This is a genomic window from Geobacillus sp. BK01, from assembly GCF_052220245.1.
GTDB lineage: Bacteria > Bacillota > Bacilli > Bacillales > Anoxybacillaceae > Geobacillus.
Genome location: NZ_JBQPTH010000013.1, coordinates 49,349 through 62,902, shown reverse-complemented (window position 1 = coordinate 62,902; position 13,554 = coordinate 49,349). Strand labels below are relative to the sequence as shown.

Annotated in this window: 11 protein-coding genes; 2 read left to right on the top strand and 9 right to left on the bottom strand. The window is 43.9% G+C overall.

What is annotated here, in order from left to right; translation table 11 throughout:
- Positions 1-182: 182 nt before the first annotated feature.
- Genes ACTVDO_RS12795 through ACTVDO_RS12785 form a run of 3 tightly spaced genes read right to left on the bottom strand, consistent with a single transcriptional unit; the run spans position 183 to position 1,688 of the window.
- A complete protein-coding gene (locus tag ACTVDO_RS12795) occupies positions 183-635 on the bottom strand; it encodes a hypothetical protein (RefSeq protein WP_442901662.1) in 453 nt (150 codons plus the stop codon).
- A complete protein-coding gene (locus ACTVDO_RS12790; protein ID WP_442901661.1) occupies positions 628-1,494 on the bottom strand; it encodes a bifunctional DNA primase/polymerase in 867 nt (288 codons plus the stop codon). The genes ACTVDO_RS12795 and ACTVDO_RS12790 overlap by 8 nt, the downstream gene beginning before the upstream one ends.
- Before the next feature lie 2 nt (positions 1,495-1,496).
- Complete coding sequence (locus ACTVDO_RS12785) at positions 1,497-1,688, bottom strand: hypothetical protein (protein WP_341288821.1); 192 nt, start codon at positions 1,686-1,688, stop codon at positions 1,497-1,499.
- A gap of 172 nt (positions 1,689-1,860) precedes the next feature.
- Here ACTVDO_RS12785 and ACTVDO_RS12780 point away from each other — a divergent pair, with 172 nt between their 5' ends.
- Positions 1,861-2,952 carry a helix-turn-helix domain-containing protein gene (locus ACTVDO_RS12780; RefSeq protein ID WP_442901660.1) on the top strand — a complete coding sequence of 364 codons (1,092 nt, stop codon included), beginning with the start codon at positions 1,861-1,863 and terminating at the stop codon, positions 2,950-2,952.
- A 321-nt stretch (positions 2,953-3,273) separates the two neighbouring features.
- Here ACTVDO_RS12780 and ACTVDO_RS12775 read toward each other — a convergent pair whose 3' ends face one another.
- Complete coding sequence (locus ACTVDO_RS12775) at positions 3,274-3,726, bottom strand: ribbon-helix-helix domain-containing protein (RefSeq protein ID WP_343191575.1); 453 nt, start codon at positions 3,724-3,726, stop codon at positions 3,274-3,276.
- Between the two features lie 488 nt (positions 3,727-4,214).
- Between ACTVDO_RS12775 and ACTVDO_RS12770 the strand changes: the two genes are divergently transcribed.
- Positions 4,215-5,471, top strand: coding sequence for a replication-relaxation family protein (locus ACTVDO_RS12770; protein WP_442901659.1), 1,257 nt, complete (start codon positions 4,215-4,217; stop codon positions 5,469-5,471).
- A gap of 196 nt (positions 5,472-5,667) precedes the next feature.
- On the opposite strand, the gene ACTVDO_RS12765 is transcribed toward ACTVDO_RS12770, so the two are convergent.
- From ACTVDO_RS12765 to ACTVDO_RS12745, 5 genes are all read right to left on the bottom strand, one after another.
- A complete protein-coding gene (locus tag ACTVDO_RS12765; protein WP_033006151.1) occupies positions 5,668-5,901 on the bottom strand; it encodes a hypothetical protein in 234 nt (77 codons plus the stop codon).
- 1,098 nt (positions 5,902-6,999) lie between these two features.
- Positions 7,000-9,900: an S-layer homology domain-containing protein gene (locus ACTVDO_RS12760; protein WP_442901658.1), complete on the bottom strand. Its 2,901-nt coding sequence runs from the start codon at positions 9,898-9,900 to the stop codon at positions 7,000-7,002.
- A 363-nt stretch (positions 9,901-10,263) separates the two neighbouring features.
- The gene (locus tag ACTVDO_RS12755) at positions 10,264-11,673 is read right to left on the bottom strand and encodes an O-antigen ligase family protein (RefSeq protein WP_442901657.1); all 1,410 of its coding nucleotides are present in this window, start codon (positions 11,671-11,673) and stop codon (positions 10,264-10,266) included.
- 3 nt (positions 11,674-11,676) lie between these two features.
- The gene (locus ACTVDO_RS12750; RefSeq protein ID WP_442901656.1) at positions 11,677-12,798 is read right to left on the bottom strand and encodes a glycosyltransferase; all 1,122 of its coding nucleotides are present in this window, start codon (positions 12,796-12,798) and stop codon (positions 11,677-11,679) included.
- Positions 12,795-13,550, bottom strand: coding sequence for a WecB/TagA/CpsF family glycosyltransferase (locus tag ACTVDO_RS12745; RefSeq protein WP_442901655.1), 756 nt, complete (start codon positions 13,548-13,550; stop codon positions 12,795-12,797). Before ACTVDO_RS12745 ends, ACTVDO_RS12750 begins: the two co-directional genes overlap by 4 nt.
- Positions 13,551-13,554: the final 4 nt, after the last annotated feature.

Genomic DNA, 13,554 nt, shown 5'->3' with positions numbered 1-13,554 from the left:
CAGGCGTAGTGGGTTCGTTTCGCGATATCGATGCCCACGACCAATGTGTGTTCCGTGACTTGATTGATTTTCTGATTTTGTGTACAATTCATCTGAAGTCCTCCTTGGCATGATGGTAGATGGTTTGACACCCCTGCATCATACCAAGAGGGCTTTTTTTGATCAAGTCCCCGGAAAAGCTCCTAACGGGAATGCTCTTTTGAGATTTCAACAACTTCAGATGCCTCGTTTGTTAAATCAATATAAACTTTATCTTCATGATAAGCGATTCGAATAAAGACTTCTCGATAGTTATGATTCTCAAATTCTTCAATCGAAAGAATGGTATTAATGGTATCTTTCACGGCGCTTGACTTTGGGCTGTCTTGAAATAAGGAGTAGTATTGATTCACTAACCAGCGTGAAAACATTAAATCTTCCAATAGAATATTTTTCTGGATGCCATGAATGTTAATGGTAGCTGCCATTCCCAAATCACATTTAAAGAACTCTTCAGTCGTTGCATAAGCTAAATCGATCAATGCTTTGGTTTGTGTAATTTCCTTCTGTTCATACAAAGCTTTAATCTGTTCTTTTTTTGGCAATTCTTCGATGGATTTTACCGTTCCTACTCGATGTCGTTGCTGTTCAGACATAGAGGGTATCCCCCTTTAGCAATCGAACAGCTTCTTTAAAAGAAACATCATAAAGCTTTTGAACAGCTTGAAGGCCGTTTCCGGATCCACAGCCGGCAAAACAATGCCAACCACCGTTGTAAATATTAAAACCGAATGAATTATGCGCATCCTCATGGAATGGACATGTGGAACTTTTCCATTCGCCGTTTCCCCTAATATTGCTGACAAATCTCGAATAGAATTCCAGCCAATCCACGTCATTTAAAAGATTTTCTATACTTTTCAATTCTCTAGATTTGCGATATAATTGATTAGAAACATTTTGAGAAACACTTTTCTTATTTTTATATGTTTGTGCTATTTGTTTTTGGTTCATGACGAATTGAATAAACCATTTTGGAAGGTCGGCCTTTTCTATTTCACTTGGCGAAATGACCCATCGGTATTGATGACCGCTTGGGTGAATAGAAGGAGGGGCGACCACTTGTTTTTTATCGCTAAGAAAATCTACATCGTCCATCGGCTTGCATGAAGGCAATGGCACATAATTATAGTATAGATGCCATCCCCGATTCGATTTGCTTGTCCACGTTTTGGGCAAATCCCCCATTTCCTTCAATCGCATTAATGCCTCCTTTGAATCAATATCGATCACAACGACATTCGATACTTTGCCTGTCACAATTCCGATATTTTGTTTCTTGTAGGTTACCACTTTCCCGTCTTTTTCTTTTATTCCATTTACGATATCATTCTCTGTAAGAGGTTCATCGAGAAAACGATTTTGCCAACCTTTGATAATTGGCCTTTTTCCATCCAGCGGGATCGGAGTTAAACCAAATCGAAACAATTGCAATGCTTCTTGAATCGTATTCATTGTTACTCTCCTTTTCTCTTAGATTTTGCAATTTCGAATATCAGAGCATAGTATTTTTGCTTTTCCTGCTCGGAAAGCTCTTTACGCAAGTAGCGATATAATGTGGTTTCATGTACACCGATTTTTTCAGCTAATTCCCATGTACAGATCCCTTGTCTTTTTATAGCGTCTCTTATATCTTGATTAGGTAACATGTTTTCACCTCCTGTCCTGCTACTAGTACTAGCATAATATATATTGGTTACTATTTCAATATTTTAAATCGCTATAAAATAGTAACCAAAGAAAAAAGGAGTGAGTTATTTGCCACGACAATCTAAAACACATAGTAACCATGCACTTTTAGTTAGACATAGGGGATATGAGTTGAAGGAAAATGTAATCTATCCTGTATCAGATGAAGTAGAATATTATGATCCTTTTTCTAAAATGGAAACGGGAGTATTAAAGGAGATTTTAGGAAAAGATTATGTAGAGGTTGATTTTGATGTACATACTTTATTCTTGAATTTAAATGCCAAGGATCCTGAACAAATCTACCGGTTTGTTCAAAACTATGGACTTCTATATAATCCGCTTTTTATGGATGAGGAATTACAGAAGGATTTGATTCATCAGTATAGCTTAAAACAATTACGATATAGAATTGGCATCTTTTCAAACTTTTATAGCGAAGAAGAATTATTTTTAATTTCAAGCATCGTCAATAGAGGTATCTATCTGAAGGAATTCCAACAGGAAATTGCACGATTAAGAATGGTTGTTGAATTATATAGGGTAATCAAAGAACATGACATTTCCATTCTCACTGAAAATACACGATTTATGTTATTTTATGAATATAACCTTGGTCACTGGACTCTACAGCCAGTAAAAGATTTATTGCAACATCCTAAGTTAAAGAAAAAGCTAACATCCATCCTATCACAAATAGAAAAGCTTCATACAAATAAAAAGGATTTTTCAAGACAACAGTTTGAATCGCTGCTCAACGATATTGACGAAATTTTTTCTGCCATCATTGATTTAAAACTGGAAGAAACGTTCATTGAAATGTGTATTGTTTATTTAGAAGCGATTATGGAAACCGGTTTAAAGGGGGTTTCCCCCAAAATATCATTTGACATAAATGGATCCATTGACCATACTTGGACATTTTCAAGTCTCTTAGCTGCGATTTATTTTATGGTTCATCAAGATTTTGTTGCCGGAAAGCGCTATAAACATTGCAAAAATCCAAACTGCCATCATATTTTTATTGCCAAAGCAAAAAATAACAACTATTGTTCGCCCCAATGCCAAACCCGCGCCAAAACGGCTCGCGAGCGGGCAAGAAAAAAGGCAAAAGCAATCCATTTATATGAACAAGGCCGATCCATTGAGGAAATTGCGCGGGAACTGAAAATAGAACCAGAACGGGTTCGCAGTTGGATCAACAAATACGAAGCGGATCGATGACGGTATATGACGGTTGTGGTGACGGTTGTGGATATGTACAAATGTTGATGGGGCAAGGTTTATGACGGTTGTGACGATAGTGACGATATATTGTATTATAAAAATAAATGGTTATATCATTTAGTCAATACCATATACATATTAAACCAATATTTATATGAGTATTACGACCGTCACAACCGTCACATTCGTCACATCCTTGATATATCAAGGTTTCCCCGAATATTTAACCGTCACATCACCGTCATTTTTATCGTCAATTGCAAAAAAGGGTACAGATGCTTTATGCCTAAAAAACATCCGTACCCTTTTCTTTAGCTCTTACCCTTTTGAATGATATTTGTCCAAAAACTCCCGTATAGCTAATGAATATAGATCGGAAATCCGCAATCGGGTTTTTGCGGCAAGTTCCTTCATCCCCTCCAGATATTCAGGTTGAATGGTAATGGTCGTTCTCACTCCCTTCCCGGTTAAATCTAACCGCATTAACGCTTGATGAATGTTGGCCTCCGCGGAAACCTTTACAATCTCTCGAGGACGTGAATGAAGATCTTTTGGTATGATCATTCGTTTCTTTGACACAATATCGGCATCTTTCGGCTCCTTATCAGGATCACCGGGAAAATACCATTGTCCCTCTTGATTCATCCGATATCCCAGCTTTAACAATCTGGAACGCAAGGTGGTCTCCGCAAGTCCCAATTCCTTACTCAATTCATACACATTGGCACCCGTTTCATTTAAATAACGTACAATTTCTCCTGCCGTCTTCATCGAAACATCTCCTTTATTCATGAAATCATCAATGAATCATCAAACGTCTTTTTGGCTGCATAAGCAATATACTCGAAAACTTCCTGTATTCGAAGACTTGATGAACATTTTAATAAAAGTGCACACGATCGACTAAGCGGGACACTTTTGTTTTGCACCGGTCTTCTGGATGTCGGGAAAGGTTGAGGTGATTAGCATGTTTTGGTGGATAGATAGAGGAAGACACCGAATTTTATCAAGCTATTCGAATATGGGTGGACACCTGCTACACTATTTCAAACGCCATCGCTTGCACTCACCTAAGCAGTCACTTGATGATTTCGATGATGAGGCGATCACCGGCTGATTCACTGAGCCATTTTTTAGGTGACAAACAGCATCAGGCCAAACGGCAAGCGGTTTTCGCGCCAACTGCCAGAGTGATGGCAAACAGCCTTTTGACAACCCGAACTTCATTACTCAACATCAACTTTCAAAGGAGGATAAAGATGAGCATCATTAGCGAATACCAGCTGACCCATTGTTCGATGAAACTACTAGCGTATCTTTTTTATTATCGCGGCATGACCGCTTTACAATTGTCCCAAATGTACTATGAATCCGAAAAGCCATTTCCCACACAGAAATCAAGCGTCCACAACTATCTAAGCAAATTGAAGAAACAAAACTTGGTCGCTTCCAAGAAACTAGGAGACAGTGTCCGGCCGGGTTCCATTTATTATTTAACAACGAAAGGATTTGAGGTGGTTAAAGAAATGCTGAATATCGATGTTGGAGCAACAGAGAACGGATTTATCTTGTTAAACGAAAGGAACGGCATTCCGACACAATCCGATTTACCGTATAGCCTGTATCAGCCGCCGAAGCAGCAAATCAGTCATCATTTGCTATTGATCGACTTTTTCATTCGTTTACGTATCCATTTTTCTGAAGAAGAATCTGTCGATCACCGTCTTTCCATGTATTGCTCAACCCCCTATACGTACAACAACATGGATGGCAAAATCAGACCAGACGCGGAAATCATGTTGCCAAACGGGGACACCTATTGGATCGAAGTGGATCGATCAACGGAAAGCCACTCCCAATTGCTCTCGAAATTTCAAAACTACAAAAACTTCTTATCCTATTTGGAGGAAAACAACTTGCCCATTCCATTTAAGGGAATCCTCTTTCTTACCGATGAGAAGCAGCAATTATACGGGATGAAGCGGCGATGGACGAATATCGTATCTGCCTATTTAAAGAGTATGGATCCCGATCAAGCAGCAGATATTCGCCTGCTCATGACACCGCTGAATAGGGTGGAAGAAACCCTGCGTTTTGAAATGAAGCGTATGAAATTAAATGAAGCAGCTAAGCAACGACTTCATGAAAAACTTCATCAACGGGGTTATCATCATATTCTTCCATTCATTAGAAAGTCAGATCAATCATTATTTTATGCCATTGCCATGAATAAAAAATCATACAAAATCGTTTTCGTTCATGTGGGCAATGCGTATGACTCATCCTTGTACACCAACTTTCATCAATTCATTCAAAGACTAATGAAGATTCATCAAAGGGATGAAGTGAAACAACTGCAGCCAGAGGGATTTGAACAAATCATATTCCATCCTTTTACGAACCCTTACATCATACAAGCTTTGCAAGGGGACCATTCTTTGAAAAGAATGGAGGAGGAATTAAAGATTCTCCATCAAGATATCGAATGTATACAGATGGACGTGTTCGATGTTTAGGATATTCCGTCCTAATCATCGATACGATAAATCGTTACGTCTAACAGTGACGAATGCGATGCCTTATCTAATCAGGATAAAGAAGATGTAAATTTGATTCGACAGCCATGGGTATCTATTGTTCGGTACCATGAAAGGAAACGAAAAAAGATGACCTCCGTTGAACTGCATTTCAACGGAAGTCATCTTTGTTTTTTTAGAACTTCATCATAATTTTCATGTTCCCTCCGCTGTTGCTAACAAATCGATTATTCTCATCAAATGCAAGAGGTCCTATCGCTGGAAAAACAAATAGACTATCTCCTTCACGCATTCTTTCTTCATAACGTATTCTGGCAATGGCCCATGCTTCCTCTAATGACAAAGCTCCCACAACATCCATTAATTCATCTTTCTCTTTTGTTCTAAGAACGACATAATACTGATTCATAAATAATCCCTCCATCAAAAATGTTGATAAATAAAAACATCGGCAAGAATGCCAACGACTGTTTTCGTCAAACATCCCTACCGATGATTTTTAACCCATTCTCCGGACCCAAAAGGCCATCGTTTATTCAATTGCTGGAGTAAAAGTAAATAAAAAAGAATCGTACACTATTATTCTAACGGATGCTTTTTCAGGTTTTAACCCAATCTACATATATTCCAGCACAAAAAAGCGCAGTCATTCTTTATTTGTTACAATGGATAAAAAGCATTGTATTTAAATGGGATAGACTTTTATGCAGCAGGAATCAACAAAAAAATCAATAGAAAGATGGACACAGGCAACATCCTTCCCTGCTCCTATCCCCTATCATTGAACAAGAAAACGAGCGTATTTCCCATTCGTCCGTTGATTGGACCATACCAGCGGCAAAAGGGAAAGGCCGCTTCAAGAGACAAATCGAACCGAATCCATAGGGAGGGACGTGAAAAAACATGGATGAGAGCAAAGAATTCTGCCCATACTGCGGCGCTGATTTGCAGGGAGATCCGATTCCAAAAGAACTACAGCGGCATTACGGCAATGCTACCCATTTTAGCAGAAAAATTGGCATATCAAGTCTAGAGGAAGATCGAGTAATTAAATGGCAATGTCCTGACTGTGGGAAGGAATGGGACCGGGAGAAATAAAAAGAAGGAAGGAGCGGTTTGTGGCGTGGCATAGGCATAGCAGCGTATATGAGAATAAAAAGTCCTGCAGAAAATTCCTTCTGCAGGAATTTCGACATTTTCCGAGTAGTGGTGACAGGCACCGGACCAACTGGAGTCTGGCTGGGAAAGAGCAGTTAAAAGTGAACAGGCTAAAAGTGCTTATTCTTCACTGGTCCGTTTTTGGAAACGAGATAAAACGGAAAAGAGAAGAGGTTTTGATTAAGGTTTCAGATGACTAGATATCATCCATTTCAGGGTAAAGCCATTGTCGCTTTGCCTTTTTTCTTTTTAATTGAAGAAAGGAAAAAGAAAAGCCCCGCAGAGATTTCTCTCCACAGAGCTTTTCGATATATTTCGCTCGATGATAAAGCACTATTTCCTAAGAAGATTAGTCACCAACAACTACTTTTACAGGTACTTGATATCCACCAAAGTTAAATGTTGCTTTAAACGTTTCACCATTATCAGCTCCAGAGATAGCCACAGAAGCAGTACCGTTACCAATAATTGTATGATTTGCTGTGCCGACACTTGTATAGTCAGTAACTAGAATTGATGATGATGCTGTAGTTGTGTCTGCAAAAGTAATTGCACCATTTGCAGGGTTGATTGTTACTGTTTCACCATATTGATCCTCTACAGTTGCTCCTGTTACTAATGCAAACAGATTAGCAGCACTAATATTACCAGATGAATCAGCTACGTTAGCAACACCGTTGTCCACGAGATTTTTATCAAATTTAACAGAAGCTACTTGAGGTTTCGCTTGTGTAATTGTAAACTCTTGTGTTAACTGTTTACCATTAGCATTAATAGTAATTACTGCAGTACCTTTTGCCTCAGTGGCATCTTTTGCATATTGAACAAGTGATGTTCCTGTTCCTGAAGTTTCAGCAGCTTGAACGTTTAATTGATAACCGTGTGATGTGTTTGGTTGAATTACTTCAATACCTTTTGTAGAGCTTGTAACAGTGTATGCGCTTGATGGAAGTACAACTTTCTGACCATTCGCTAATACACCATATACTACAACATCACGAACATAAGAATCAGTATCTGAAGCGGCATTGATATCCACTTTAGAATCATCATATAATGGGTCAATTGCTTTTACTTCGTATGATACATATTCATCAGCTGCTGCTACGCGAGAAGTAAAGCTAAATTCGCTACCTGCAATAGGATTTCCTGCATTATCAAGAAGCGTAAGAGTAACTGTTTCTGTTCCTTTAGCTTGACCTTTAAGAACAATTTTATCTGCATTAGCGTCAATTGTATCTTGAGATGAAACAAAGTCAAGAACTGTATTAGATGGAATCATAGCCTTAATTTGATATTGACCTGCGCCCGTACCTACTTTATCAGTTAATTTGAACTCACGCTCATATTGGTCTTTTACTACAATATTGCTTAGTCCAAGTTCAAATTTTTGACCTACTTCTACGTTAGTAGTAACATCTTTCACACCAGCAATGTAAACTGGCTTAGCTGCTTCTTTTACATCAACAACGAGGTTCACAACTTTTTGAGTTGGTGTAATAGCTGTTACTGTTACTTTTGTTGGATTAGTGACACTTGTTAAGTCTAATACAAGGTTTGTAGTATTTGCTTTTGCATCTTTAACAAATGCAACACTCCCCGCTGTTGAAGTAACTCGAACTGCATTCAATAATTCATATTTATTAACTTTGTTTCCTTGTTTATCGTAAGCCTCGAATGGAAGCACAACTTTTTCTTTTGCTACAGCTAGTTCAGGTTGAGAAAGAACAAAGTTATCTACCTTTGCTCCTTCTTTAACTTCAACTTCATATTGTGCAACTTTTGCAGATGCTAGTGAAATGATTGAAACTGTTGTTTTACCAGCTGTTGCAGTTGAAGTATCAAGTTTCAATGCAATACGTTTTTTGCCATCTACTGTGATTTCTTTAAAATCGCTAGCTGTAGCTTTCGCAACTAGTGGGTTTGAAGAGTTAACAACTACACTGCTCGCATTTAAATCACTAGCTTTCAATTCGTTACCATACTGATCTTTTGCATTGATTAATAGGTAGAAATCAGCATCTCTAGTGTCTTCACTAAGTTCTTTTTTATCAGCATTGTAAAGACCTTCAATTGTTACTTCGCTTACTTTTGAAGCATCACTAACAGTTAATACTTTACTTGTTGCAGTTGCAGTTTCGCCATGAACGAGCGTTAAGCTTAATTTGTCACCTGCTTTAGGATTTGTTAAACCTGTAATATTAACGATACCTTTCGCTGCGTCTGCAGATGCAGAACCAGAACTTGATGTTGCAGTGATTGTTGTTTTTGCAGTGATATCTTCACCATATTGGTTATACACTTTGTAACCAACGCTAACCGAAGAAGTACCTGTTAATACTGCAAGATCGGAAGCAATTTCAATTTTTGCAACTTTTTCGTTTTCAACTTTAACAGTTCCAGTCAATACTTGGTCTGTTAAACCTGTTACGTTTACAGTATAATCTCCAGCAAATAATTTGCTTGCAAGTTCAATTTGAGCTGCAGTTTTATCTTTATTCCAAGTGATTTTTGAAACGTTAGCAGTGATATTGCCACGTTTTACTTCAAATTTAGCTTTAGTATCGTCAACAGCTTTGTTAAATTTAACTTCTAATGTTTTAGCGTTAATCGCACTTACCGACACAACCGCCGGCGCAACATTCACGTTCGCCGCTTTAAACACAAAGCGCGCGAAGTCGCCGCGGGTGATGTTTTGGTACGCGCCGAAGCTTGTCGGCGTTTTGCCGCTCGTTACGCCGTTGTCATACAGCGCTTTGACGAACGGAGCCCACGTTGCGTTGACATCCGTGAACGGCAGGGCGCTGTCGTTTTGTTTTTCTAATTTGTAGGCGTTGGCGACGATTTTGGCCATTTGGACGCGGGTCAGTTTGTCGTAGGCGCCGAATTTGCCGTCGCCTTTGCCGTTCAATACGCCTGCTTCTACAAGCGCGTTGACGTATTTCGCGCGGTCTTTCGGAACGTCGGTGAAGCCGGCGTCTTTGGCGTTGTCAACGTCGAGTTTCAAGAGTTTGGCCAGGATGACCGCCGCATCCAAGCGGGTGATTTCTTCGTACACGCCGAATTGCGTTTCCGTTTTGCCGTTGGTTGCGCCTGTCGAGACTAAGAAGTCGACCGCTTCTTTGTATTGCGGCGCTACGTCGGTAAATCCTGCAGCTAAAGAGGCGACAGGAGCTACCGCAGATGCAACCATGGCTGCTGTTGCTGTTGTCGCAGCGAACTTGCGATAGGACTTAGGTTGATAAGCCATGAAGATTTCCTCCCCGTTTTGCATGTGTTTTTTATTTTTATAGTGAATCGAAGCCTGGGCATAGTGCGCCCATGTCTTCGATCGGCTAACGAGATCGGGAATGCAGCTGAACGTTTTGGCCATAGGCCGACGGATACCACACATGAGTATGTATGTTGGCGCGGTGGAAATGATTCCACCGTATGGCGTTTCACTGCTAAATCTCCCAAGCTCAACTACTATTCTATCAAAAACATGGGATTTTTCAACTGCTTTTTACAAATTTCTTGCATTGTTGGCCAGCTAGGAAATATATAACTCACAAACTTCATTATACAATAAATTCAGAATTTGTAAATGGTTTTCGAAAAAAATCCGCAGGCGTTACGCCTGCGGTTGGGAAGGGCGGGCGGCCGCCTCGTGGACGAACGCCATCGCCAAGCCCGAGATGAGCCAAAAGATCGTGTTCAGCTGCGGGATGAAGATTAAGTTGTTCGATAGATTTTGCACCAGAAAGGTGGCGCTTCCGGCGATCAAGGCGACGGTGATGAGCTTGCATAGGCGGTCGGTTGACGCGCGGTAAAGGCGGAACAAGTATGCGTAGTAGACGATGTAAATGGCCACGAACGCGATCAAGCCAAGAAAGCCCGTTTCCGCCCCGACTTTTAAATACGAGTTGTGGACCGAGTATTGGTCATGGCCGATATCAAGCTCTGGGTATTTCGTCACGTACTCTTTGTAGCGGACTAAATAGTTGCCGATGCCGACACCGATGACCGGGTTTTCTTTCATCATCGCCCAGCCTGTTTTCCAAAGGGTGACGCGGGAGACGACGGCGCGGTTGGTCGTCGCTTCGTCTTCCGCCGTTTCGTCCCCGTCCGCTTCATCGTCCAAAAATCCGCCGCCTTCGTCGCCGTTGCCGCCGGCTAGGCGGTCGGCGATGCCGCCCGGGAGGTGTTTGCTTACGATTTTCTCCATGGCGTACACCGCCGAATACGTGCGCGACTGCACGTCAGGCATGAAATAGACGATCGTCAGCAACACCATAAACGACAGAAGCATGTGCGGACGAACGGCGTTTTTGATGAACGTTTTCGGCATGAGCAGCACCACAAGCGCCAATCCGCCGAGCATGGCGACCCAGGCGGCGCGCGTGTACGTTAAGATCAAGTTGATGACATACATTGCATAGACGGCAAACGTGAGCAGCTGCGCTTTTTTCTCCCGCCAATAGACGACGGCAAGAAGCAGGAAAGCCGGAATGAGCAGGTTGACAAACGACGCGTAGTAGTTCGGATTGACGAGCGTCGAGTCGACGCGCCCTTTCGCTTCTTTCAACGCATACAGCCCCGCCGTGTTGAGCGAAATGCCGAAGATGTACTGGACGATCCCGTACGCGCCGACGATGAGGGCGGACAGGCCGAACGACTGGGCAAAACGCCGGTATTGTTCGCGGGTAAACTGCACTTTGACGACAATGAAAAACAACACGACATACGAAAGATAGCGGGCCAGCTCCATGATGGCCGGAGCGAGGCTCGCCGCCTTGACGAGCGAGATGACGGCGATGACGAAAAAGGCCGCGAACGCGATGGCGATCGGGGTGAACGGAAAGTCGTTCAGCTTGATCCGCCGCTTTGAATAGTCCGCCAAAGCGGCCACTGTGATGAGCGGGATCAGCACCACTTCGGCGGAAAGCGGCAGCGGGCCGACATACGTCTTGTACGGAACGAGCGGAATGAGAAAGAGCGCCGCTAACACGGCGTAATACGTGAATGGTTGTCTCGCTTGCATCGTTTAAACTCCTTTGTCCCTAGTTCGGTCGATGGCCAAGACGCGCTCGTATGTGGCCATCGTTTCTTCATACAGGCGCCGAAGCGAAAAATGGGTGGAAGCGTGCTTGTACAGCCGCTCTCCCATCGCTTTCAGCTCGTGTTTCCGTTGTTTCGCATCGCGAATGGCACGGGCGAGCGCCGCGCTGTCGCCGACGGGCACGACCCAGCCCATGTTTTCGGAGGCGATCAGTTGCTTCACCCCGCCGACATCTGTCGAGATGACGGGAAGGCGGGCGTTGGCCGCCTCAAGCAAGGCGAGCGGGAAGCTTTCGCTGTATGACGCCAATAAGGCGACGTCAGACAGCGCGTACAAGTCCGCCACATCGCTCCGGAATCCGAGAAATTGCACGCGGCGACCGATGCCGGTTTGCGCCGCGGTGTCTTGCAGCTCGCCGGCGAGCGGGCCGTCGCCGATGACGAGCAGCTGAATGTCCGGGGCGGAAAGGGCGGCGAGGGCGGAAAAGACGAGGGCATGCCCTTTGACCGGGTGGAGGCGGGCGACCATGGCGATCACCAATTCCTCGTCCCGAAGCCCGAGATCGGCGCGCTGCAACGTGTGCGGACGCGGGATGTCGTCAAAGTCGATGCCGTTGTAGACGGTTTGGATGCGATCGGCGGCCATGCCGAGTTCGATGAGACTTTCTTTAAACCGTTCCGAGACGGCAAAAAAATAGTCGACTTTCCGAAGCGCCCATAAGTTGAGACGGGTGAACAGCGCCCCTTTGATCCCCGTTTTCATAAAGTCCAAGCGCGGGTCGCTATGGATGGTCGTCACCCAAGGGATGCGGATGTTCCGTTTGATCAGCGCCCCGTACAAGTTGGCGCGCGGCCCGTGCGTATGCAAAAGATCGAACTTTTCGGCGCGAATGAGCGCGACGAGTTTCGAGAGGACGGATAAGTCGTAGCGGGACGACTGGGAAAGAAGGCGCACATCCACCCCGAGTGCGCGCGCTTCGTTGGCGAGCGGTCCGTCTTGGAAGACGGCGAGCGCCGCCGTGTTGGGGGCAAATTTGGACAGGAGGGTGACGACGTGTTTGCGCGACCCTCCTGTTTCCCCGCCGCTAATGACGTGCAACACTTTCACCGCGATCTCTCCTTGGCGGCTGTTCGGTGGTCGGCCGCTTCTTTTTCGGTCAACACTTTCCAAAGAAACTTCGGCAAGGCGAGCTGCCGTTTGAACCGCTTCGGATCGGTGATGAGGCGGTAAAACCATTCCAGTCCGAAGGTTCGGAACAGCTTCGGCGCCCGTTTCACATGGCCGGCGAAGACGTCGAAGCTGCCGCCGACGCCTTGGAACACTTTGACGTCAAGTTGATCGAGATGCGCCCGAATCCACAGCTCCTGCCTTGGGCTGCCGAGGGCGACAAACAGCATATCGGCGTTGGCCGCTTGAATGGCGCGGACGACCGCCCCGTCATCGTTGACGTAGCCGTTCATATACCCGGCGATGCAAAGGCCGGGGTATTTCGCTTCTAAGTTTTGTTTCGCTTTTTGGACGACTTCTTCTTTGGCGCCGTACAAAAAGACGCGGTACCCTTTGTTCGCGGCCAGCGCGATGAGCCGTTCCATCAAGTCGATGCCGGTCACCCTTGAGGCGAGGCGGCCGCCTTTTAGTTTCGACGCCAGGACGACGCCGATGCCGTCAGGGATTTGGTATGTCGCCGCGTTGATGAGCTGCTTGAGCTCGGGGTTTTGGCCGGCGGCGATCAGTTTTTCCGGGTTGACGGCGATGATCGTCGATTTTTTTCCGGCGGCCATGCGCTGTTCGATGTCGGCGAGAATGTCGTCGTATGTGAACGTGGACACATAGACGCCTAAATATTGTTCCTTGTTCATGCCG